This is a genomic window from Limisphaera sp. VF-2 (genome assembly GCF_049537125.1).
Classification (GTDB): domain Bacteria; phylum Verrucomicrobiota; class Verrucomicrobiia; order Limisphaerales; family Limisphaeraceae; genus Limisphaera.
This window is the reverse complement of sequence record NZ_JBMVQY010000007.1, coordinates 1-25163: the sequence shown is the minus strand read 5'-3', so window position 1 is coordinate 25163 and position 25163 is coordinate 1. Positions and strand designations below refer to the sequence as shown.

General features: G+C 62.7%; 11 protein-coding genes. 9 read left to right on the top strand and 2 right to left on the bottom strand.

Annotated features, from left to right (window positions below; genetic code table 11):
- The first annotated feature begins 67 nt into the window (after positions 1 to 67).
- The 5 genes from ACPDIT_RS14795 to ACPDIT_RS14775 all read left to right on the top strand — a co-directional run bounded on the left by ACPDIT_RS14795 (position 68) and on the right by ACPDIT_RS14775 (position 8631).
- Positions 68 to 3319, top strand: a complete 3252-nt coding sequence (locus ACPDIT_RS14795; RefSeq protein ID WP_423444791.1) for a GAF domain-containing protein — start codon at positions 68 to 70, stop codon at positions 3317 to 3319.
- Between the two features lie 706 nt (positions 3320 to 4025).
- The gene (locus ACPDIT_RS14790; protein ID WP_423444789.1) at positions 4026 to 5066 is read left to right on the top strand and encodes an ABC transporter permease; all 1041 of its coding nucleotides are present in this window, start codon (positions 4026 to 4028) and stop codon (positions 5064 to 5066) included.
- 50 nt (positions 5067 to 5116) lie between these two features.
- Complete coding sequence (locus ACPDIT_RS14785; protein WP_423444787.1) at positions 5117 to 6091, top strand: substrate-binding domain-containing protein; 975 nt, start codon at positions 5117 to 5119, stop codon at positions 6089 to 6091.
- A 51-nt stretch (positions 6092 to 6142) separates the two neighbouring features.
- Positions 6143 to 7810 carry an L-fucose/L-arabinose isomerase family protein gene (locus ACPDIT_RS14780; protein WP_423444785.1) on the top strand — a complete coding sequence of 556 codons (1668 nt, stop codon included), beginning with the start codon at positions 6143 to 6145 and terminating at the stop codon, positions 7808 to 7810.
- Positions 7807 to 8631: an endonuclease III domain-containing protein gene (locus ACPDIT_RS14775; protein WP_423444783.1), complete on the top strand. Its 825-nt coding sequence runs from the start codon at positions 7807 to 7809 to the stop codon at positions 8629 to 8631. The genes ACPDIT_RS14780 and ACPDIT_RS14775 overlap by 4 nt, the downstream gene beginning before the upstream one ends.
- 1067 nt (positions 8632 to 9698) lie before the next feature.
- Here ACPDIT_RS14775 and ACPDIT_RS14770 read toward each other — a convergent pair.
- Complete coding sequence (locus tag ACPDIT_RS14770; RefSeq protein WP_423444781.1) at positions 9699 to 10238, bottom strand: isochorismatase family protein; 540 nt, start codon at positions 10236 to 10238, stop codon at positions 9699 to 9701.
- A 604-nt stretch (positions 10239 to 10842) separates the two neighbouring features.
- Between ACPDIT_RS14770 and ACPDIT_RS14765 the strand changes: the two genes are divergently transcribed.
- Entirely contained in the window at positions 10843 to 21216 is a 10374-nt protein-coding gene (locus tag ACPDIT_RS14765; RefSeq protein ID WP_423444779.1) for an FG-GAP-like repeat-containing protein, read from the top strand.
- 721 nt (positions 21217 to 21937) lie between these two features.
- On the opposite strand, the gene ACPDIT_RS14760 is transcribed toward ACPDIT_RS14765, so the two are convergent.
- A complete protein-coding gene (locus tag ACPDIT_RS14760; protein ID WP_423444777.1) occupies positions 21938 to 22066 on the bottom strand; it encodes a hypothetical protein in 129 nt (42 codons plus the stop codon).
- 6 nt (positions 22067 to 22072) lie between these two features.
- Here ACPDIT_RS14760 and ACPDIT_RS14755 point away from each other — a divergent pair, with 6 nt between their 5' ends.
- The 3 genes from ACPDIT_RS14755 to ACPDIT_RS14745 all read left to right on the top strand — a co-directional run.
- Positions 22073 to 22501 (top strand): hypothetical protein, encoded by a 429-nt coding sequence (locus ACPDIT_RS14755; protein ID WP_423444775.1) that lies wholly within the window; start codon positions 22073 to 22075, stop codon positions 22499 to 22501.
- A complete protein-coding gene (locus ACPDIT_RS14750; protein ID WP_423444773.1) occupies positions 22492 to 23352 on the top strand; it encodes an RHS repeat-associated core domain-containing protein in 861 nt (286 codons plus the stop codon). Before ACPDIT_RS14755 ends, ACPDIT_RS14750 begins: the two co-directional genes overlap by 10 nt.
- Before the next feature lie 825 nt (positions 23353 to 24177).
- Positions 24178 to 25163: RHS repeat domain-containing protein (locus ACPDIT_RS14745; protein ID WP_423444771.1), on the top strand; the 986-nt coding region annotated here is incomplete at its 3' end.

Sequence of the window (25163 nt, the reverse complement as noted above, 5' to 3'; positions counted from 1 at the left end):
GGGGGTGCTGGGAGGATGGGGGTGGGACGTGGCTTTTTTGAAAAGCATGCTCCCGGGCCTGCCGAGCATGAAACCCACGACCGCCGTGGCGCTCCTTTTGGGAGGGACCAGTTTGTTCGCCCTCACGATCGGTTTTTACCCACCCTTGTTATGGTTGGGCCGAGTCGCGGCGATCGGGGCTGGTCTCTTGGGCGCGAGCTCGCTGGCCGCGGACCTGTTCGGTTGGAGCTTTGAATTGGACCGGGCGTGGATGCCGGTGCTGTTCGGTCCCCCGGAGCAGCCCTTCGATTTGCGAATGTCTCCTCCGTCGGCGTTCAATTTTGTGCTGGCGGCCATCGCCTTGGTTTTGGTGGGGCGCAACAAGGCAGCAACGCTCGTTCAAGGTCTGGCATTCTTGATGGTCCTTGTGGTTTTGGTGCCGGGCATCCTGGTGGCCCTGGTCCAGCCTCGCTGGGCGGTGATCCCCACGGAGTCGATGATGTCCGCTCATTCTGCTGTCGGATTCCTGATCTTGGCCACCGGCCTTTGCGCCGCCACCTCGGGGCAGGGGTTGTTGGGCCGTGTGCGTCCTTACCTCCCCCGGTGGGGAATGGCATTGACGGTGATTCTGATGGTCATTTCAAGCACAGCCGCTCTCACCCATGCATGGCGAATTAGAAAGCTGGCAGCCGACGTGGAATCAGCCCACCGCCTTCTTAACACGGCCCATGCCGTGCGCGCGGGAATCGAAAGGATCTGGTGGCAAATTGCCCCAGCAGCGTCCGCGGACCATGCAGATCCACCGCCGGAACTTCATACCGCACAGGCTGCCCTGCAAGCCCTGCAGGCCGAGGTGCGAAAGCACCTGACGGATTCCTCGGCAGAACTGCGGTGGCGTGCCTGCGAAGCAGCGTTGGCCGTATGGTTGCACGAATGGGAACAACGGCAGCCTGCGGGGAAGGCACGGCCCGCCCTGACAAACGCCGCCTCCGATGCCGCGAGCGTCGCCAGCACGGCCCGACTCCTTCTGGAGACCGCATTGAATGAGTTCCTGCATGCGACCGAAAGCTTCCTGGAGCGGGCGCGCAAAGAAGCCGACTTCAGCTGGGCTGCAACGGTGCTGGCCCTCGGGTCGGGCGGCGCGCTCGCAATGGTGCTGGTATTGCTGACCTATGGGGAAGTGCAAAAGAGCCGCCGCTTCCTCGAGAGCCAGGTTCAGCACCGGACGCAAGCCCTGGCCCGTGCGAATCGCGCACTTCAGACGCTCAGTGACTGCAACGCGGCAACAGTCCACGCTCAGACCGAGGCGGATTTGATGCAACAGATCTGCCAGATCCTCGTACGCCGGGGAGGCTACCGGATGTGCTGGATTGGACTTGCCGAACATGATTCACGCAAGACCGTCCGCCCCGTGGCCCAGGCCGGTTTCGAAGATGGTTACCTGGAGCAGGTGCAAATCACATGGGACGACTCCGAGTCGGGCCAGGGGCCCACCGGCACTGCCATCCGCACCGGCCGGCCCTCGCTCATGCGCAACATCCCGAACGATCCCCGTTACGAACCCTGGCGGCGCGCCGCACTGGCGCGGGGCTATGCCTCCTCAATCGCACTGCCTCTCAAGGAGAAAGATGGCGTCTTTGGCGCCCTGAACATTTATAGCGAGCAGCCAGACGCCTTCGACCCGTCGGAAGTGGGTCTGCTGACGGAGCTGGCGGGCAACCTCGCCTTCGGCCTGACCTCGCTGCGGGCAGAACAGGCCCGCCAACAGGCCGAACTTGCGTTGCGTCGCAGCGAGCAGTTGCACCGGGAAGCCCAGCGAATTGCCCGGATCGGCCACTGGCGTCTCGACCTCGTGACCCGTCAGCTGGAATGGTCCGACGAAGTGTTCCGAATCTTCGGCGTGCAGCCCGGCGAGTTTGCGCCCAGTTACGATGGTTTCATGGAACGCGTGCATCCGGAAGACCGGGAACTGGTAAATCGCGTGTACAGCGAGTCCGTCGAACGCCGAGTGCCGTATGAGGTCGTCCATCGACTTTTGTTGCCTGACGGTACGCTCAAGTATGTCTGCGAACGCGGCGAAACCCACTACGACGCCCAGGGCCGGCCCCTTTGTTCCGTGGGTACGGTGCAGGACATCACCGAATTGCGGCGACTGGAGGAGCAGCTCCTCCAGTCACAAAAGCTGGAGGCCATTGGGCATCTGGCCAGCGGCGTGGCGCATGATTTCAACAACATCCTGGCCGTGATCCTGCTCCAAACCGAGATGGCCGCCCAAACAGAGGGCCTGCCGGAAGATGTCCGCCAAAGCCTCGGGGAAATCCGGGAAGCCGCAGAGCGCGCAGCAAACTTGACGCGCCAACTGTTGCTCTTTAGCCGCCGGAAGGTGCTCCAGACGCGGCCATTGGACCTGAACGAATCGGTGCGCGGCCTTGCCAAAATGCTCCGCCGGATCATCGGCGAAGACATCGAACTGGACCTCAAGCTTTCTGCCGAGCCCCTCCAGTTGGAAGCTGACGCCGGGATGATCGATCAGGTGCTTATGAACCTGGTGGTGAACGCACGGGATGCCATGCCGAAAGGAGGCCGGCTCACCGTGGAAACGGGTGCAGCCTCGTGCAGCGAAGCCGACGTGGCCGCTCATCCAGGAGCCCGACCGGGCCCTTACGTTTGGATGGCCGTCCGCGATACAGGCACGGGTATCCCGCCCGAGTTGCGGAGCCGCATTTTCGAACCTTTTTTCACCACCAAAGAAGCGGGCAAGGGGACCGGACTCGGCCTTGCCACCGTGTGGAGTATCGTCCAGCAACACCGCGGCTGGATCGAAGTGGAAAGTCGGCTGGGCGAGGGGACCACGTTTTGGATTTACTTTCCGGCAGGTGCGTCCGCATGGGACGGAATGCAGGGCAAAGAGATCTGCGGTGCAACCCTGGAGAGGGGAGGGAAGTCCTGCATCCTGTTGGTGGAAGACGAAGCGCCGGTACGGCGGCTGGCGCAGGCGGTGCTTGCGCGCGGCAGCTACCGGGTGGTTGCGGCCAGGGACGCTCAACAGGCCATGGAACTATGGGCGGCTCATCGTAACGAGATCGAGTTGTTACTCACCGACCTGATCCTGCCCGGCGGATTGAACGGGGTGGAACTGGCAGAAAGACTGCGCCGAGAGAAGCCCGAGCTGCGACTGGTCTTCATGTCCGGCTACAGCGACTCTGCAACGGCGGAGGAAGCTTTCCGCCTCGGTCACGGCGCGTTTTTGCAAAAGCCCTTTCCCGCAGCGCAGATCCTTCAAATCGTTCAGCAGGCGCTCCAAAAAGACCGGACCACGCTGGCCGAGACGAAACACTGACTCTGGCGCGGGCACCGACCGGCCCGCGGTCGGTGGTCTGTGGTTTCAAGCCGAACCTCCTCCCTGCGCGCAGCACCCCGGCCAGCCTTCGGGGGGCCTTGGAACCGCGAGCGCAGCTGTCGCACTTCCCGCGGGCACCAAGAACAGACAGTGTGCCTTGCCCTCCGACCTCGTTGGACTGCCGAAATGGACTTCGGGTACATCGAAAGGGGATGAGGGCTTGCGGACTCTGCGTGGGACAACGGTAAAGACCCTGCGCGGGCAACAGGCTCCGGGAGCACGACCACGCCGAGGCGCGTCGCACTGGTAGCGGGGCGAGAATTGATCGGCGAGCCTCGCATGCCCGGCTTCAGTCAGTCCGTGCCTTCTTCAGGGTCCATTCCCCGAGCCCCCCAACGCCGTGCAGTGTGACACCCGCGCCTCTCCGCCGGCGCTTGGCATTCGAAACACGGCGGGTCGCTTGAAGACAGATCCGGCACCTCAACGGCTTTGACCCTTCCCCGTCACGGGACCCCTGGGGCTTGGCGCTTGCGGGCCTCCGTGGGTCGCAGCCTTTGTCCCCGCAGAGCACGAGTGAGCGTGGGCGGCCTCAGGTTGGCGCTTGGCCCCCGGGCGCGCCGCGATCGCTTTTCCGTTGCCGAACGAAAAGCGGTCTTTCCAAGATGCAGGCGCCATCGTACGGCCGAACAGCTAACCAGTGCACGGTATGACGAAGTCGGATCCAGAAACCCCGGAGCAGCGGCCCCGGCTCCGGGCCGGCCGCCTGCGCGTGTCCACTTGGCTGGCCTCGCCGGCTTTGCGCGCCTGGCTGGCGCTGCTTGTCGTCTTGGCGCTGGGAGTGGTGTTTTCGGCCGAGGGGACTTTCTATCAGTTGGGCACCCACCGGGATGCGCTGCGGCAAGCCTCCGTGTACGGAATCCTCGCCTGCGGCCTGACCCTGGTCATCATCAGCGGCGGGATCGACCTTTCCGTGGGCAGTGTGGTGGCGCTGGTGGCGGTCACCACGGCGCGGATGGCCATTCACTGGAACTGGCCGGCCCCGGTGGTGGTGGGCGGCGCCCTGCTCGTCGGCGGCGCCGTCGGCACGCTCAACGGGTTTCTGGTCGCCGGCCTGCGCATGCAACCGTTCATCGCCACGCTGGCCACCATGGTCTTTGCCCGGGGACTGGCCAATTGGGTCTCCGGCGGGATGAAGGTTTCCACTGCGGTCCCTCAGCCGGACGGCTCCTATCAATACGTGGACGTTCCGGCACTGTTTCGCTGGCTCGACGCGCGCATCCTCGGCGACAACATCTCGGTCGTGTCGGTTGTGTTCGGTCTCTGCGCGCTGGCATGCGGTTGGTTGTTGTCGCGACACTGCTGGGGGCGCTGGCTGTACGCGATCGGCGGCAACGAGGAGGCAGCCCGGCTTTCCGGTGTCCCCGTCCGCCGGGCCAAGGCCATGGCCTACGTGGCCGGCGGCTTGTTGGCAGCCGTGGCCGGTCTGTGCCAGGCCGCCCAGGAGCAGCAGGGCGATCCCGAAACGGGTGCCGGTTATGAACTGATCGCCATCGCCATGGTTGTCATGGGAGGTACCAGCCTCACGGGCGGCACCGGCGGCATCGGTCGTACGCTGCTGGGTGTTTTGACCGTGGGTTACCTGGAAAAGATCCTGAGCATCAACGCCGTGCCGGAGGCGGGCCGACTCATGCTGACCGGGGTGATCATCGTGCTCGCAGTGTTGACTCAGGGCATCGGACGGCGTTGAATCGAACCCCGTCGGCGGGCATGGACGACGGTGGGGGAAAAGGCGAGACCATGCAGTATCGGACGGTCATCAGGTGTGCCGAACTCGCGGCGATCGCAGGGGTCTTGTGGCTGACTGCATGTGACCGCCCCCACGCGCCGGCGCCCGAGACATCCCGGGCGCCGGGGCCCACGCGCACCTACACGATCGGAATGAGCCAGTGCAACCTGGGCGAGCCCTGGCGCGTGCAAATGAACGCCGATATCCGGGCTGCTGCGGCACGGCATCCGGAGTTGCGGGTCATCTTCAAAGACGCACAAAACGACACACTGCGGCAACGCGCCCACGTGGAGGAGTTCATCAACGCCCGTGTGGACCTGCTGATCATCAGCCCGAAAGAAGCCGCACCCCTCACCGAGCCCGTGGCCCGTGCCATGGAGGCCGGCATCCCCGTGATCGTGCTGGACCGCGCCGTGCTGGGAGATCGGTACACTTGCTTCATCGGCGCCGACAACGTGAAGATCGGACGCGCCGCCGGAGAATGGATCAAACGTCGTTTGGGCGGCAAGGGCCGCGTCGTGGAGCTCAAGGGCCTCATGACCTCCATCCCGGGTCAGGACCGGCATCGCGGATTTCGGGAAGCCATCGCCGGAACCGACATTGAGGTGGTGTTCGAAGCCGACATGAAATGGCTGGAACCCGAAGCACGCAAAGAGATGGAATCCGCCCTGGCCCGCTTCCCCAGAATCGATCTGGTGTATGCCCACAACGATCCGGGCGCCCACGGGGCTTATTTGGCGGCGCGGGCCGCCGGCCGCGAGAAAGAAATGCTCTTTGTCGGCATCGACGCACTCCCGCACGAGGGGGTCGCCTACGTCCGACAGGGCATTCTGGATGCCACCTTCGAGTACCCCACCGGCGGAGCCGAGGCGATTGAGACCGCCCTCCGCATTCTGCGCGGCGAGACCGTGCCCAAACAAATCGTTTTGGGCTCACGCGTCTATGACCGCAGCAACGTGGACCGGGGCGGGGATCCGTTGCCGTAGCTTCGCCGTTTCCAAAAGCAGCCGCTAACCTCCCAAACTCGCTGTCCAAGCATGAAAACCAAACACACATCTGCAGCCTCAACCCCCAAATCGGTCGGTCCCAAAACGGTTCTCCTGGTTGCCAGTGGGGATCTGCGCCTCTCCGCCAACCAGGTTTGTTGGCCGGCGCAAGAGGCCATGGAACGGGCCCTCACGGCAGCCATCGAAGCTGAAGGCTACCGCGTGATGCGCGGCCACCCCTACAAACGCCACCTGAAACACGGATTCATCGCCTCCCAACGCGAAGGGATCGAGGTCTTCCGCCAACTGGACCCGGAAGCCCCCCTGATCGTCGCCGAAGCCGTTTGGCAGTATTCGCATCACGTGCTTCCCGGCTTGACCACCCACCGCGGCCCCATCCTCACCGTGGCCAACTGGTCGGGCCAGTGGCCGGGCCTGGTCGGCATGCTCAACCTCAACGGATCCCTCACCAAGGCCGGCGTGCCCTATTCGACCCTCTGGAGCGAGGACTTCACCGACGACTACTTCCGCAAACGGCTGCGCGACTGGCTCACCACCGGCCGCTGCACCCACGACACTTCCCATGTCGTCCCTTGGGACCGGGTGAAGGTCACCAGCCAGGCCCGGCGCCTGGGCGAAAAACTGGCACGGGAACTCCTCCAGAACAAGGCCATCCTGGGGGTGTTCGACGAAGGCTGCATGGGCATGTACAACGCCATCCTGCCCGATCACCTGTTGCATGCCACCGGCGTGTTCAAGGAACGACTCAGTCAGTCGGCCCTCTACTACGAAACCCTCCAGGTCAAAGACGAGGAAGCCCGCGCCGTCCGTGCCTGGATGGAAGCCCGCGGCATGAAGTTCCACACCGGGCCCGATGAAGCCACCGATCTCACGGACGACCAAATCCTCTGGCAGTGCAAAATGTACATTGCCGCGGTCCGGATCGCCGACGACTTCGGCTGCGACGCCATCGGCATCCAGTACCAGCAGGGACTCAAAGATCTGCTGCCGGCCAGCGACCTCGTCGAAGGCACGCTCAACAACACCCAACGTCCCCCGGTCCGCTCCCGCGACGGGCGCAGAGTCCTCTTCCCCGGCAAAGCCATCGTCCACTTCAACGAAGTGGACGAGTGCGCGGGATTGGACGGCCTGATGACCGCCCGCGTCCACGCCGCCCTGTCCCAGCCGGTGGAAACCACCCTCCACGACGTGCGCTGGGGAGACTGGGACCGCCTCGGCACCGTGCCCGATTACGTCTGGGTCTTTGAAATCAGCGGTGCCGCTCCGCCCGCCCATTTCATCGGCGGCTGGAAGGGCGCCGAGGGCTTCCGCCAGCCCCCCATGTACTTCCCCAAGGGCGGCAGCACCCTGCGCGGCATCTCGAAACCCGGTGAAATCGTCTGGTCCCGCATCTTTGTCGCCGACAACGCCCTTCACATGGACCTGGGCCGGGCCAAGGTCGTAAGCCTGCCCCGCGCCGAAACGGAACGACGCTGGCAGGCCACCACCCCGCAATGGCCCATCATGCACGCAGTCACCTATGGCGTCACCCGCGACCAAATGATGGCCCGCCACAAATCCAACCACATCCAGGTCGCCTACGCCCACAACGCCGAGGCCGCCGATCAATGCCTGCTCACCAAGGCCGCCATGGCCGCTGCACTCGGCATCCGGGTCCATCTCTGCGGCACCCGCGCCGACGGCCGACCCTGGACGTGAGCCGCTCGAGCGCACCCCCCACCATCCCGGCTGCGATCCGGCGCGCCCTGCGCGAAGCCTACCGCCTGGCCCGTGCCCGGTTCGGCCACCAACACTGGTGGCCGGCCGAAACCCCCTTCGAGGTGTGCGTGGGCGCCATCCTCACCCAAAACACCGCTTGGTCCAACGTCGAACGCGCCCTGGCCAACCTCAAAAGCGCCGGCGTCCTCGATCCCCATCGGCTCTATGCGATGCCGTTGGCCCAACTGGCCCGCCATTTGCGCCCCGCCGGCTATTTCAACGTCAAGGCCCGTCGCTTGCGCGCTTTTCTCGAAGTCCTGGTAAAAGAGTACGGCGGCGACCTCGAACGCATGCTCTCCGGACCCACACAGCAGGTCCGGGCGCGACTCTTGAACATCCCGGGTGTCGGACCCGAAACAGCCGACAGCATGCTGCTGTACGCAGGCGGACACGCGGTCTTCGTGGTGGACGCCTATACGCGGCGCATCTTCGCCCGGCACGGGTGGTATCACGGCAGTCCGCTCTGGTCCGGTATGGATTTCCGATCGTCGGGAAAGGCCGGCAGCCGCAACCTGGGTGCGCCGCTGGCGTTGCCCACGCCGTCCGAACCCGGCCTGAGTTACGATGCCCTCCAGCAACTGTGCACGGCCGCCCTGAATCACAAACACGGTGCCGCACGACTCGATTACTGGCAGGACTATCACGCACAGCTGGTCATGCTCGGCAAACATTATTGCCGCACCCGCAATCCCCTCTGCCACCTCTGCCCCCTGCGCGCATTGCTGCCGCCCCCGCAACCCGCCACTCCCCACAGTAAGTAGCCACCCCCGTCACGCGGCGGAGTTTTGGTCTGAATCGAAAAAGGGTAGCCGCCGCCGTAAGGCGGCGGACCCAATATCTGTAAAGGCACTCCCTTCCAGAACCGCAGCCACCTACTCCGACCTGGTGGACCGTGGTTCGATCACCTGCAGAAGCCGAGGCTTTGAAGCCCTCGCGGTCACGCGGCCGACAGGTCGCGACAGCACTATCCGGCTCGCATGGTTTGGACCACCGCGATCCCGCCGCCTCCGTAGCGGAGATTTCCAACCTGGCGGGCTGCGGCCTTCCCGTCCACAGACTCGTAGCCGCCGACATCGTCGGCGGACCGGGCCAACGTTGTTTTCTCTTCTGCGTGATGTGTGTGTTCTGTGGGTTTTTTCTCTCGGCGTGCTTTGTGGGCTGAGTCTCGTAGCCGCCGACGTGAGTCGGCGGACGCCAATCATGTAGCCACCGACGTGAGTCGGTGGAGGACGTGACCATCCGCCTCTTTCCCGCGGCGGCTACCGAACTCTGTGCTTTCCCGTCGTCTTTCGGCCTCTGTGCCTCTGGCGCTTATCTGCGCGCTCTGTGCAGTCCACGGACCCTGATGGCTGTGCACTCCGCTTGATCTGTGGACTGGTTCGCAGCCGTCGACATCCGTCGGCGGATCGGGTCAGGATTGTTTTTTCTTCTGCGTGTTCTGTGTGCTCTGTGGGCTTTTTTCTTTCTGTCCGCTCTGTGGGCTCTGCGCCTCGTAGCCGCCGCCGTGAGGCGGCGGACGCCAACCAGATTCTTCTCCTGAGCCCATAGATCATACAGATCACTCAGAAGGGCTTTTGGATGGCCCATGGAGCACGCACATGGGCAATGGCGGTGGGCTGGCATCGACCAACCCGCTGCCTCCGCAGTGGAGGTTTCCAACCTGCCGGACCGCGGCCTTCCCGTCCGCAGACTCGTAGCCGCCGACATCGTCGGCGGACCGGGCCAACGTTGTTTTCTCTTCTGCGTGTTCTGTGTGTTCTGTGGGCCTTTTCTCTCGGCGTGCTCTGTGGGCCGAGTCTCCCAGCCGCCGACGTTCGGCGCCTCGCGGTCACTTCACAATCTCCAGAATCGCCTTGAACGCCGGCGCCTCCGCAGTCTGCAACAACTCGAACAGCGCCATCTCCACGCAGGTCCATCCCACCCCCGGTTGCTGCAGCTTGGCCAGCGCAAGTGCCTTGTGCTCCGGATTGCGAGAGGAGACCGCATCCGCAACCACTTCCACCTCGTACCCCGCAGCCGCGAGTGCTCGCGCCGTCTGATAGACGCACACGTGCGCTTCGATTCCGGCCATCAACACCTGGGGCCGAGCTCCCGCCTCGAGCACGCGCTGAAAGCCGCCGTCCGCACAACAATTGAAGGTCATCTTCGTCACCGGAGTCTGGCCGGCCAGTAACTCGCGCAACTCCGGCACCGTCGGCCCCAGTCGTGCCGGGTGCTGTTGGGCCCACACCACGGGCAGGCCCAGCACCCGGGCACCCCGCACCAGGCGCTGCAGCTGTTGAACCAGCCTCTCGCGCTCGTGCATGACCCGAACCAGCCGTTCCTGCACATCTACCAGCACCACCACGGTCTGATGGACGTCCAACATGCACTGATCTTGCTGTACTGGCCTGCCGCAGGGAAAACGAAAAACCTCCCGGAGGGTCCTCGGACAGAAAGGCCGCTTGGCTTCTTCTCCGGCCATGGATCCCAGGTCTATCGTTCCGGGCGGGCTGGATTTCGCCTTGCGTACAAAAGGATCCTTGGCAAAGGCCCTCCTGCCTGACGGACCGAGCCCAGACCCGACAGTCCCTCTGGTTGGCACAGCGTAGGTCCACACGGACATGGTCCACGGTGCAGGGCATGGAATGCCCGTGGCGACAGCGCGTGAAGCGTCCAACCCCAGAAGACGCGAGGCGAAACCCATCGCCGCTCCGGGATGGCCCGGGGGGTGCCGCGCGGATCTCGTCATGTGACCTACCCAAATCCGCAGTTGCCCGTCGCGGAAACGGGACCTTGACTCCCACGCGGCGGCTCATCTGCGTGGCGTGATGCGAGGCGCGGCCGCCAGGCCTGTCACTTCGAGTTTTCGCGGCAAAAAAGTCTTGCCAAAGGGCGACGCCGGGGCTACAGGCAGTTTACTAGCAAGCCGGGGTGTGTTTTGTGAAGGCGGTTGTGAAGGAGTGCTGCCGAGCCCAAGACCTGATTTGGTTATGCGATCGCCGAGTTGTCTCCCGTCCCGCGCCGCGCCCAAGGGCCGTTCCATGACCAGCCGGAATCTTCGATTCGGGCGGCTGCGGTGGTGGTCATACTGCACGAACCTCCTGCTGATTTGGCTGCTCGGTTCCCGGGAACTGCGCGCCGATACGCGTCCCTTGGAGTTGTTCGAATCGCCGCCAGACAGCGGACGTTTTGTGGCCAACGTCATCGGGTCCGTGGTGGGGCCGGGGAGCGAAGTTCGCTTTTGGACTTTCCTTGTTCAAAGCGGCGATCGGCTGACGGCCTATTTGGAGCGGACTGACACCAATTTGTGGGAAATCGACTTTCAGGTGCTCCTCAACGATACCCCTGTTGCGCGCTACACCCGCGATGGGACCTGGCCCCGGAACCTGGCGCTCGAGAACATCCTTTTCGCCTCTGGTGGCATGGCCTCCATACAGATCAGCAGCCCTCAGGATTACACTTGGTACAACTTGCGCGTAGACCTGAGCCGGGGCCCGGCTCTGGAACAGGAACCCAACGATTCGATGCCCACGGCCAACGAGCTTTATCCCGCACGTGCCCCCGGAGGATCCCGTTTTCAGGTTGCCGGTGCGCTTCCCGCCGATGACCCTGCCGGGGACTGGTACCGGCTGGGTGTGTTACCTGCCCGCGTGCGCATTACGGCCCAGTTGTTCACTGGTCCGTACAGCTCACTGAGCCAGGCCCAAACTCCGATCGGCCTGTACGGCGTGTTCAATCAAATTGCAACCCCATTGGCCATTGGAACGAATATTGACGTCACCTTGACAAACACCGTGGAGTGTCTTTTTCACGTGTCGGGCTCGCAGACGAACAATGCCTTTGCCCGTTACTTGCTCACCGTGTTCGTCTCGGGTCTGCCTCCTCATGTGACCATGGTGGGGCTGCCCGGCTCGGAAACCGTAACCGCGGATTTGATTTATTCTTTTGACGTCCATTTCAGCGTCCCCATGGCTCCCGACAGCATGACCAATGCCAACCACTACGACCTCCGCCAAGCCGGCAGGGATGGTCTCTTCGACACCCCCGACGACATCCCATACCCGTTGCAAGTCTCCTGGATGGAGGAAACGCGGGTTAGGGTAACCCTGATCGGGAGTCCGCTGCAGGCAGGTACTACCCGCTTTGTTGTCAAGCCGTTGCTTCGGGACCTGGTCGGAAACATCATGGAGACTCCGTTCTCTCGTACCTTCCATGTAGTGGAAGATTCTCTCTTCCGAAAAGAACGGCCGGGCAATGACGATCCTGCCAGGGCGACGACCTTGGGAGCAGGCGCACCAGATTCTCCCGCCCAGTACTTCCAGCACGGGCCAGTTCTGTCCCTGGCCTCCCGCCCGAGCGCCGTTATCTCCTTCCCGTGGGCTGCAACGGGGGACTGGGGGCTGGCGGTGGCTTACCCGGCGCTGCGCTCCCTTCACATTATGGGACCGGACGGGCAGGGCAGTATCACGACCCGGACGAATCTTGCGCTGCCTGAAGAGCCCACTTTCTTGGCCACTGGCGACTTGAATCGTGATGGGCTCGCCGACCTGGCCGTAGGCACGGCACAAGGGGGCGCATGGATCCTGTTGGGCCAGGGCGACGGGCGCTTCGCAATCCAGGGTCAGATGATCCTGGGAGGGACACGCCCCGACTTGGCCATAGCTGACCTCAATCGCGATGGGCGCCTGGATCTACTTGCCGTGAATGGCAGTGGCAGCAACGTCATGGTCTGGTTAAACCAGGGGCAGGCCACGTTTGGCCCCCCGCGCTTGGTGCCGTGCCATGCAAGGGTATGGAGAGCCAGGGTGGGGGACTTGAACCGCGATGAGCGCCCGGATCTCTTTGTAATCACGCGGGATCCGGACCGGCTCTTGGTGTTCACGGGCAACGGGGACGGAACCTTCCTCTCACCGACTTACCACGGGGGCCTCGTACAGCCGAGCGGGCTGGCTGTGACAGATCTGAATTCGGACGGATCCCCGGATGCGGTGGTACTGAATGCCGGCGATGGTACAGTGGCTCTTTACCTGGGCCAGGCGGATGGAACCTTGGCAGCGCCCAGCTTCAGACCCTCCGGGATGCCGGCCGCCAGCCCCGCAGACACACAGGACCTTCTGGTCGCTGACCTCAACGGAGACGCCCGGCCAGACTGGGCGGTCGCCAGCACAATCAACGAGACCGTGTACATCACCCTGAGCGACTTCGGGAGAGATTGGAACACCCCTTGGGCCTGGACGAACACCGGTGCCCCCTTGGCCCTTGCCTATGGCGATTGGAACCAGGACGGCTACGGGGACCTGGTTGCCGCCCGAGCCAGCCCGAGCCAACTCGCCTTCATGTGGGGGGCACGAATCCACGAATTACCCGAAGACAGCTTCCGCAGCGGACTTCGTGAGGCCTACGGGTGGGGAGCCCTCGAGCTCTCCGGCGATGTCGACTACTGGGTGTTCAGCGGGGTAAAAAGCCAGATCGTTGATGTGGTAGCTACCCGGCAGCCCCCACCGACGGATGATGGTCTTCAGCTCGTCCTTCAATCGCCGTCCGGGACGGTGCTGGCCCAACTGGGTGCACCCGGACGGACAGGACCTGTGCGATTGCCCGAAACCGGGCGTTACTTTCTCCGCGTCCACCGCCAACCACCGGGCCTCCGGAGCGAAAGCAACGAGTATCGATTTCGCGTGATTTTGGTGCCCGAGGATCGGAGTCCTGAGTCGGAGCCTAATGACCAGGTAGAAAGCGCTTCTCTGCCCACCTTCCGCCACCTGGCGGGTCGAACATCCTCTGCGTGGGTTTACGGCCTTCTCGACGCTGACCACGATCGGGACGTGTTTCGCCTCCATTATGTGCCTCCCCATTGGACCACGCAGGGCATTGAGTTGCCGGCTCTCAGCGAGCTCAGGGTCCATCTTTTGCACGCTCCCGTTGACGGCTTTGCGCCGCTCCTGGAGATTCTGAACGCCAGCAACCAGGTGGTCGCCATGGGTGCCCCCCGGGCCACGAACCTGACCTTTCGAACTCCGGCGGCAGGACAATACTTCGTCGCAATCCGATCCAGCGCATTTTCGGATCGTATCTTTGGAGCTTACCAGTTGCGACTGGAAACGTGGACGCCATCCGACACCACCTCTCCAGTGCTTGTAGAGGACAACCTGCCTCAGGCCGGCCAGCGCACCACCAATGCGTACGCCATGATCCGGCTGACATTCTCGGAGGAGCTCATTCCCGATACGGTGAACAATCCGGCCCACTACGAACTGCGTTCGGCCGGAGACGATGGTCTTTTCGACACGTCCGACGACATCCGCTACGATCTGCAAGTCTGGCCACCCTACCTCTCGGGCACCAATGTCACCCTGCTCAACCCCGGCAGCCCTCTGCCGGCCGGTCATTACCGTTTTGTGGTCACGACCAATCTCAAGGACTGGGAATTGAATCCGTTAGCAGCTCCGGTGGTGCGAATATTCGAAGTCCAGCCAACGCCGGGTCTGATTCTTGAGCAGGGGCCCAACGATGTGCGCTCCTCCGCGACTTCGCTCGGCTCCGGGGTGCCGGGTACGGCCGCAAGTCGGTGGGTCATAGGGCCCGCGTGGCCCGTCGGCACCAGCCCCCGCGCGGTCGCCAGCGGTGTGTTTGATGACCGTCCGGGCACCGACCTCGCTGTGGTCAACTTCGGCAGCGACGACGTGACCGTTTTACTGAGTGACGGTGCGCGGGGATTCACTCTCGCACAGGCGTTGCCGGTCGGCCGCGGGCCCGTGGCTCTCGCCACCGGCGATCTCAACCGCGATGGCCGCGCGGATCTCGTGACAGTAAATCAGAACGAGGGGTCACTGACCGTTTTATTGGGCGATGGCAGAGGACGATTTTCGGTCAGAGGATCGTACCCGGTGGGCAGCAGCCCCCGGTCGGTGGCCTTGGGGGATTTGGACCGCGACGGGTATCCGGATGCGATGGTAGCGGACCCCGATATTCATCACATGACAATCCTGTTGGGCGCGGGCGACGGCTCCCTGAGAACGGTCAGGCGCATCGCCACTCTCCCCAACCCGCTTGAGGTCGCCTCCGCCGATTTGAACAGGGATGGTCATCTGGACATGGTGGTCACCCATGGAGGAGCTTACAGCAGCTATTTGAGTGTCTTGTTGGGAACCGGGGGCGGCCTCTTCTTGCGGCCGCTCACCACTAATCTTGTAGCCCCGCTCCAGGCCTTGAGCTTGGGCGACTTGGACCGAGATAATGTCCCGGACGCCGTTTGCGGCCGCCCGCTGCATCAAGATCTGATCGCTTTACGAGGCGCCGGCGACGGTTCTTGGCGTGATGCGATTCGATCGACGTCGGCCATGTCCGGGGCCTCCGCCTTGCTCCTGACGGATCTCAACACCGATGGCTGCCTGGATGTGGCGGCCGTTTCGCCCTCGAACAATCGCCTTTCCATCTTCTTCAATTCGTGCACCTCGAACCTGTGGGGAACTTCCCTGACCTATACGATTCCCGGGAGGCCGTCCGATGTGGCCACAGGAGATTGGAACGCTGACGGAGCTCTCGACCTGGCGGTCGTCTGTCAGGACTCCAATCAGGTAACTGTCCTTTGGGACGTCTCGATCCACGCGCTGGCCGAAGAGCCTGCCGGCACAGGACTTCGCCACGGCCGTGCTCGCGGTAGCCTGGCCCCAAACGGCGACGTGGACTACTGGGTCTTCGAAGGCCGGGCCGGACACTCTGTGATGGTGGCTGCGGATACGAGTTTCGCCGCTGACCAAACGGCCCAGCTCGCTGTGATCCTTCAGGATTCAGAGGGCAGGCAGTTGACCTATGCCAATCCGGCCAGGTTCCTGGAGCTGGGCACGATCGCTCTGACCAACAATGGTGCCTACTACATTAGGATCTCGTCTTCTGGCGTTGTTGGCGAATACCGGCTGCGGGTAAGCCTGATTCCCCCCACATGGGCCGCCGAGAGGGAAAACAACGGATACTTCTCTGATTTCAACTCGGCTGTGTTGCAGGGAGACCTCCGGAATCAACGCGTACGCGTGTTTGGGGCAGTCAAGCCGCAGGATATTGATGTTTACCGGCTCCAGTGGGCTCAGCCTTTCTTGCCGGATCCGATGCCGTTGCTGCCGGTTGGGTCCGAAATCCGTCTCCAAGTGTACTCATTTGGGGCCACGCCTGCGCTGCTGCAGGTTGGCGCCGGACCACGTGGCAACGGAGATGTCCGAGGCCTACTCTGGGGTGGCACGAACCTTGTTACAGGGATAAGTAATGCGGAGCCTTGGTTCGTTGCGGTAAATACGCTGGAAGGGGGTGGATTTGACAGTTTGTACCTGTTGGATATCGAGGCGACTCTGGCCGAGGATGTGGTCACCCCTCGCATCCTGTCCGACACTCTCCCGCGCGAGGGCGCTGCAGTGACCAACGTCGTGGACCGATTCAACCTGAGCTTCTCGGAACCGATGTTGCCAACAGCAGTCAACAACTCGTTCAGTTATGACCTTCGAGGCGCCGGGGCCGATGGCGAGTTCGACACGGAGGACGATGTTCGCTTCCGCGTCGGGCCCGTGCCGGCGTTCGTCCAGGGAACTAATGTCTCCCTGGTCATACAAGACGGGCCGTTACCACCGGGAACGTACAGATTTCGGCCCACCGCCTCGCTTGTCGATCTGCAGGGGAACCCGGTGGATTTGGCATATGTCCGGTCCTTTAGAGTGTTGGAGGTTCCAGGTTTCACCTTGGAACAAGCTTCGAATGATCTATTATCCACCGCCAGCCAGCTGGTCGTCGGCGGCCATTCCATGGCCGCAGGTACCTTTGAGCTTGGCGTCGACATCGCCGTGGAAGGCCGGCCTTGTTACGTTGTAGATCTGTCCCCTGACAGCCGGGGCCGGGGCCGACTGGTCACGGCAAACTGCGGCAGCCACGACTTGAGCCTGTGGGTGGCGGATGAACGGGGCGGGTTCACCGAGGCCGCTCGATTGCCGGTCGGACAGCGCCCGGTCGCTCTGGCCAGTGGAGATCTCAACGGGGACGGCTTGGCGGACTTGGTCGTGGCGAATGAAGGCGACAATTCGATCATGGTCTTGCGGGGGCATACAAACGGCAGCTTTGAAGTTGTACAAACCCATCCCGTGGGAATTGCTCCCCGCTCCCTCGCCCTCGGGGATGTCAACGGAGACGCGCACCCGGACGTTATGGTTGCGAATTCCGGCAGTAGCGACGTGTCCGTGCTTATCGGCGATGGCAACGGTTTCTTGCGGGAGGTCGGTCGATTCGTCACACCGCCAGGTCCGGTGAACATTGCGTGTGAGGACCTTGATGCCGATGGGAACCGCGACGTGGTCGTCGCATGTGAAACCGGCATGGCGATAACCGTGCTGCGGGGGCTGGGGGCAGGCGCATTGGCTGCCCCGGTGACGCTGCCTGTGCTGGATCGGCCTCGCGCGTTGGCCGTAGGGGATGTCACCGGCGACACCCTTCCGGATATTGTCGGGATAAGTGGTGCCCGAGGTCGCATGTGGGTTCTTCAGACGCATAGCAGTGGCGGGTTGTTTTTCGACCAGTTTCACGCGCTGCCACACCCCTTCCACCAGGTCATTCTCGAGGATCTGAACAGCGACGGGTGGCTCGACCTCGCCGCAGCCGGCTTGGGGCCGGAATCCTTGATGGTCTCAATTAACCGGAACGGCCAGTTTGAAGGCGCCCATCGATATGCAGGAGGAACCAATGCTACGAGTATCGCGTCGGGCGACTGGAACCGAGATGGCATCCGTGATCTGGCAGTCACACTTCCGGACGCCGGGCGTCTACGGGTGTGGTGGGGCGTCGGAGTCTCGCCCCTTCATGGACAAACCAACGCCGCGGCTTTCGGCTATGCGTTCGCTCGCGGTGGCATTTCATCCACCAACGATGTTGACCTGTGGAGCTTCTCCATGGCGAGCGGCGGCGCCCTCATCCTGAGCGCTTATGTGGTGAATCCGCCCCCTTCCATTCAGTTGAGCTTACAGGTCAAGGACCCCTTCGGCGCGCAATTGTATCAGGGCACGTTGGCTGCCGGGTCCCCCGTGGTGTTCCCGCCTGTCCTTGCCACTTCGTCGGGTCGGCATGGGCTGGCTGTATCGGCATCCACCCCCTGTGAATACCGGCTGCATGTGGTGGTTCTGCCGCCGAGCTGGACCGCTGAAGTTGAAGATGGCATGAGACCTCGAGCCACGCAGTCCCTGCGCTTTTTCATCGACCGCGGGGAGACGCGCGCACGCGCGGTGGGTCGGTTTATCACCGGGGATGATTGGGATCCATTCGTCATTTCGAACGCCGCGCCTGGGCAACGGCTGAAAATCCGCACCATGACATTGCCCGGATACGAATTGCTCGGCGGCGTGCCGTTGTTTTCAGTGAACCTTCAGGATGGTACCGCCGCCCAATTGGGCGCTTTCCTGTCGGCTGGCGCGGAAATGGAGATTTCACTGCCGCCGAATGTCTCCAGCAACCTTCTCCTGAACGTCAGGCCGGTGACACGAGGGTACTCCGATCATTTCGAACAGGTCCTTCTGCTCCCAGAGGCCCTTCCCGAATCAATGACGGTGCCGCCTCAACTCCAGAGCAACCTTCCGGCAGGCTATGCAGCGCTTGGCGAATGGTCGCCGGGCGCCGAATGGACTGTCGAGGCTTGGGTTTGGGGTGGGGCTACGACGGATCAGAGGCTTATCTTGGGACGCGGAGAGCTGCCGGACGCATGGGGTCTGGGATACGATGCCGGTTCTCTGGTGGGCTATGTGCCCCGCGGAACAGGTAGCTTGGTGGTGTTGAAGCCCTTGACGCGCCAGTTTGGTGGCCGTTGGCTGCACGTGGCCGGCACGTGGGATGGGAGCCGACTTCGACTTTACACGAACGGACAGCCCGTGCTCACCAGCAGCTCGATCACTGGATCGGTGCCCGGGGCCGCCCTGGTATATATCGGCAAGGGGAGCACCAATGCGCAGGCCCGACCGCCTCGTCTCATGTTTGATGAAGTGGCATTCTGGAATCGCGCTCTGGCCCCGGAAGAGATCCGGGTTCGTGCCACCAACCGCCTGACGGGAGGTGAGACGGGCCTCAGCGGGTTGTGGCGGTTCGACGATGTTGCGGAAAGGCGGGTCACGGACAGTTCCCCCTTGGCACGGCACGGAATTCTGTTTGGCCCGGCGGAATATCATATCGTCGGGCCCTCGAACTTGGTTTCCAGTCCATGGATGTCCCTGTATGGCTTTGAGGTGGCCTTGGAGAAACCCGGCGCCCCTGCCATAGTGCAGGACAGTCTTCCGCCGGAGGGTGCCATCGAGACAAATGTCGTGGAGGGCTTCACACTTCGGTTCTCGGAGTTTATGGATGGGAGCTCGCTGCGGAATCCCTCTGCTTATGATCTGCGCGAGATCGGAAACGACGGCGTTTGGGACACCATGGACGACACGCTGTGGCAGGTGTTGCCTCCCTCCCTTCCCACTCCGGCAATGGCCGTTCCCTACACCATCCTGCGCGGCCCGCTGCCGCCGGGACGTTACCGGCTCACCATCCGGGGTTTGCGGGACGCACAAGGCGTGGAATTGGCATCCACTTGGAGACGGCATTTTCAAGTCGCCCCGTTGCCAGGGACGACGATCGAACAGGAACTCAATGATTTTGGAATTGGAGAGGATTCAATCGCATTCGTGTCCGTCGGGTCCGGGGTGCTCAAAGGCACCGCGCTCGGTACGCTGAACCCCGCTGGTGACGAGGACTGGTGGCGTTTTGAGGTGCGGCCCGGAGAGGCGTGGATGGTCGGAGCCCAGGTCAGCAGTGGCTCCCTTTCGTTTGTCCTCTCCAATCGTCAGGATGTGACGGCATGGGCCAGTGGGACCGTTGCTGGCACCAACGCGCTTGCGCTGCCTCCCACGATTAGGGGTCCGGGTGCGTATGCGTTGCGCGTCGCTTCCCAGGGATCTCCCACGGCTGGCACGTATCAGCTCCACGTGTGGAGATTCTTGAACGGAATTCAAGCCGAGCGAGAGCCCAATTCGGGTACGGGATTGGCCGTCAATGCCCTGACGTACATCACCAATGAAAATGTACAGACGGCGACCGTGGGCGGCTTCATTGCTTCTGCCTTGGACGTCGACGCATTCGGCTTGGGCTACCTCTCGCCCGGCACCACGGCGTTTCTGCGTGTCCGGCCCCTGCAAACAAGTTCTGCGGAACCGAGGCTGGAGGTCCGACTGGCGGGGAGTTCAACCCTCGTTGCAGAAGACGCTGGTGGGTATTTCGGGGATGACGTGGCTAGGATCACGGTGCGAACCAATGCAGCCTACGAGGTGGTAGTCAGACACGGACAAGGCACACTAGGGCTAACGGCAGACTATTTGCTGGATGTCGCTCTGTTACCGGTCGAAAATGCAACGTATCCGAATCTTGTCGTTACCGTGGCGTCGTGGTTGGGACCCACGGTGGTGCGCAGCGGGGATGTTCTCGCGGTTGCTTTCAGCGTTGTAAATCATGGACAGGTGGCTACAACAAGGGACAGCTGGGAGGATTGGGTCTTCCTCTCCGCCGATCGACGCTTGGATCCGAAAGACATCTTGTTGAGCGCTGCGACGCGAGTGGGACCACTTGCTCCGGGCAGCGGGTATGCTGGCTCGACCAATGTGAAGCTGCCGGACGGCATCCAGGGTACCTACTGGTTGATTGTTGTGGCCGATGCCACCAACGCCGTTGACGAATTCTTCCTGGACGCGGACAACGACACTGTGATCACCACGCCCGTCTCCATCAGGTTGGCCGATTATTGTGACCTCAGGGTGGAGGACTTCCAGGTTCTGACTCCGGACCAGGGCGGCAACGTCGAGGTCCGGTGGAGCCTTGTCAACCGGGGTACTGCAGATTCCCCACAAGAATTCCACGCCCGCATCCTGGTCCAGCACCTCGGCGGTGGGACCGGCATTCTGGAGCAGACCGAGGTGATCCATGGTCCTTTGACGCCCGGTTCACGCGTGGCACGTCGAACGTCCTTCGTTGCCTCGGCACCGGGAACCTATGCGGTAACGGTGGAAGTTGATATCGGGCAGGTAGCATATGAGCACGACGGAGTCTCCCATGAATCCGCGGAGGCCAACAATAAGGTTACTTCTTATGTTGACCTGGATAATTCCAGACCCTGGTTGCAGGCAACCCGCGATGGGTGGCAGGTGAGCCTGGAATGGCCGGCGCCGTGTGAAGGATGCGAACTCTGGGAGAGCCGCACGCTGGGCGCTGAAGCGACTTGGTCCCGGAGCACCGTGCCTGTGCAGCGAGACGGTGACCGTTACCGGGCAGTGATACCGATCGATCGACAGCCGCGATTCTTCCGCTTGGTGCGGCCGTAGGAGCAAAGAAGGGAGGGACCACGTCAGATGAACATCGAACATGGAGAGGTAGGGTACACGGCTGGAGGGCTAATAATGGGATAAATGCGTCCGGGCTGAAACTGTCTTGTCCATATTGCTCCGGGTGTATGGTATCGTTCTGACTCAACGGTGAGCATGAGCCCTGAGATGTGGTGAACAATGCTCATTGATGTGCCTTGGAGTATGAACAGCAGCCTGCCTTGTTCGCCCCGGAGCCGTCACGCACGTTTGAGCTTGTCCCACAACGCGTGGTGGAACCATCAGCCCGTCGTTGGGTGGAACATTCGCACATCCGGCGCTCTTCCGTGTATTGGAAGTGTCGCGGTGGCTGGCCTGCAGGAGGCTCTCGACAAATGGTCGCATGGAAAAGGACGGCCTGCCGATGCGAGGGGCCATTATTGCCGCCCATTCGCGATTCGACCGCTTTGTGGCTTGCCAACAATCATGGCCCGCTCTTCCGCTACGATGCCGGGTGAGCTAGGGAGCGTGAGCCTGCGTTGGCTGAACCGGAAAGGGATCAGCAACACCCCGCTAGCCTGCAGCCCGGGCGCCGTCGTCCTGCATGCGGGAGGGAACTTTGTGCAACGCGAGCCCCCGCCCATCCACCTGCCGGGACCCCGGGGACTGAGCAACGGTGGGACTGTCGGCACGATGAGATAGGGAACCGGACGGCCGGGGCCTGGGGCGGGGATGAACGGGGTCAGAGCCTGCACTGGAGCACCAACACGGTCAATCGGCTCAACCAGTACACCAGTCGGACGGTGCCGCCGTACCTGGCGGTCTCGGGCGAGGCAGCGACGAATGCGACGGTGACGCTGTGGTGGGGCACGAACGAATGGGCGCCGGTGGTGCGGCAGGGGAGGTACTGGTACGGGGAGGCGCAGGTGAACAATCGGAGCGGCGGGGTGTGGGTGGTGGTGACGAACCTGGGGTGGTGCGGGGCAGTCCGGACCGGGTACAGTCGGAGGTGCGCTCGGACTTCGTGGCACAGACTCCCGAAACCCTGATTTATGACGGGGATGGGAACCTTGTACGGGATGGGCGGTGGGTGTACAGTTGGGACGCGGAGAACCGGTTGGTGCGCGTGATGAGCTACGGGGCGGCGGATCGCGCCAGTTGGCGTCGGGTGGACTGGGCGTACGATGCGCTGGGCCGGCGGATCCGGCAGACGAGCTACGTGCTGAGCAACGGGGTTTGGGTGGTGACGGAGGACCTGAAATTCGTGAGCGATCCAATGCTGTTCGGCCGGCACTTGTGGAGCTGAACGCGACGAACAATGCGCTGGTGCGGAGCTACGTGTGGGGCTTGGACCTGAGCGGCACGTTGGACGGCGCGGGCGGCGTGGGCGGGTTGTTGTGGGTGAACCAGCATTCCGGCCCTTCTGCCGGCGCGCACTTCTGCGCCTACGATGGGAACGGGAACATTGTCGCCCTGATTGCGGCGGCCGACGGGGCGGAAACCACCCGCTACGAATACGGCCCGTTTGGCGAGCCGGTTCGCGTTAGCGGCCCGCTGGCCAAGAGCAACCCGTTCCGGTTCTCGACCAAGCGCACTGACAACACCACCGACCTGGTGCTCTACGAATACCGCGCATACTCGCCCAGCACGGGGCGGTGGCCAAACAGAGACCCCATCGGGGAACGCGGCGGGGAAAACCTTTACGGTTTTGTTGAAAACGCTCCAGTAAACAAAACCGATCTCCTTGGGCGAGAAACGGTCGGGGCGGCTTACCAATCAGATGGCGGTTTGGGCCATGCGGCACTGGAAGTAGGTGGAAAAGGCTATGGATTCGGCCCTAAAGAACTCAGGCTCTTTTTCTCGATCGGAACGACGAGCGGTTGGGAGGCCACCGCAAAGCCCAGAACGGTGTGGGATCTCAGCATCCGAAAAACGGGGAAGTTCAAGGATAAGCTTGGAGGAAAATGCTGCGATGCGACGCTTGAGAGAATAATTCAATGCGCGGATCACTTCAAGACCACTTGGGAGGGAACGCGTTATGGCGCATTTCGCAATTGCAGACATTACGTTGATACCGTTATTTCCTCATGCTGTTTGTCGCGCGGATCAGCGCGACACGAACTGAATGACGAACCGGAAGAAGGAGGTACGCAATGACCCGCGAGGGAGGGTCCCAACCTCTAAACAGGCAAAGAGGCAACAGCGCAGTAGCCAGCGGCGTGGTGCTATTCGTGCGTATTCTGTGCGTGCTGATTCTAGCCGGTTTCGGAATCAGTGTGTGTATTCACTTCAAGGCAATGAACCGAGCTTATCGGTACAACGCGCATGTCGTCTTGCAAAAAGCCTGGCAGCATTACAGGACTCATGGAACAATCACCAACCCGTACCCAGCAGTAGCTGACGTGTTTCCTTTCACGAACCATTACAGGATTCAGAACACAAATTACGAGTGCATCCTTGGGATGCTGTGGCAAGGCAACACCAACCACCTAGTAGGTATAACCAAGGAGGGCATTACGCTGTGGCTAGAGAGAACAAATGCACCGGAGGTGATGGAGTTTAACAGGTCGAGCGTTGTCCCGTAAAAACGGTGAGAAAAGGCTCTAGCGGCGCTGATACCCTTCCCAACGTTGTTCGCAAGGGCGCGGAGCGACGCCCCGGCAACCGGGAGCGCAGCGCCCTTGTGAACAACTTGGCCGCCGGGCAGGATCGCCCCGGCAGTGGCAAGTTTGCCCCGTTGCTTCACGGTCGTGGCGCGCCAGCCCCCGCAAGGGCCCGGCCTGAGATCACCGGTGGCGGCGGGTGCGTCCGGGCCAACTCTGAGAGAACCGCACCCCGCGAGGGTTCCCCCGTATCCGGTCGAGGCCGTCCCCGGCGAGCGGCAACGCGTCTGCCGCACCCAAAGGACCGCACAGGAGAAACGGGGCCGACCGAACGCATTTTGCCGCCCTTGACCGGGCCGGAGACCATCACGGCCTGTCCGTGACCAAGGCCTACGACGCCTCCCTCCGCCGCACCAACCTGTCCCTGCTTTCGGCCAGTTCGCAGCCCTTGACGGCCACCGCCTACGCCTACGCCGACGCCTACAGCAACCCCGCCGCCCGGCTGCGCTTAGTGGCCGACGGCCTCCACAGCGCCACCTACGAATATCTTGCCAACGCGCCGCAAGTGTCCCAAATTACCTTCGCCACCAACGACACGACGGTGATGACGACCACCAAAGAGTACGATGCGTTGAACCGGCTGACGAACATCACCAGCGCGGTGCAGGTGTGGGATGAGGGGTGGGGCTGGCAGGACACGCCCGTGACGAGCTTCGCCTACGCCTACAACGCCGCCAACCAACGCACCAGTGTGACCCACGCCGACGGCAGCCGGTGGGTGTACAGCTACGACAGCCTGGGCCAGGTGACCTCGGGCAAGCGGTATTGGGCCGACGGCACCCCCGTGCCCGGGCAACAATTCGAGTATGCGTTCGACAAGATCGGCAATCGCCAGAGCACGCGGAGCGGTGGGGACAGTCGTGGCGCGAACCTTCGGCCTGCGACCTACAATGTGAACAGCCTGAACCAATACACGTCGCGGACGGTGCCGGGCTACGTGAACGTGCTGGGCACGGCGACGAACCTAGCGACGGTGACGGTGTGGAGCGGGGCGGAGCGCTGGGCGCGGGCGGAGCGGCAGGGGGAATACTGGCGGGCGGAGTTGGGGGTGGACAACGGGGGCGGACCGGTGTGGCTGCCGTTGACGAACGTGGCGGTGCTGAACCGGGGCGCGAACCCGGACATCGTGGCGACGGTTACCGGCAACGTCTTCGTGGCGAAATCCCCGGAGAATTTTGGATATGATGCAGATGGAAACATGACCAATGACGAGCGGTGGGTGTTGACGTGGGACGCGGAGAACCGACTGGTGCGAGTGATGAGCTATGGGGCCACAGACCGGGCCGGTTGGCGTCGGGTGGACTG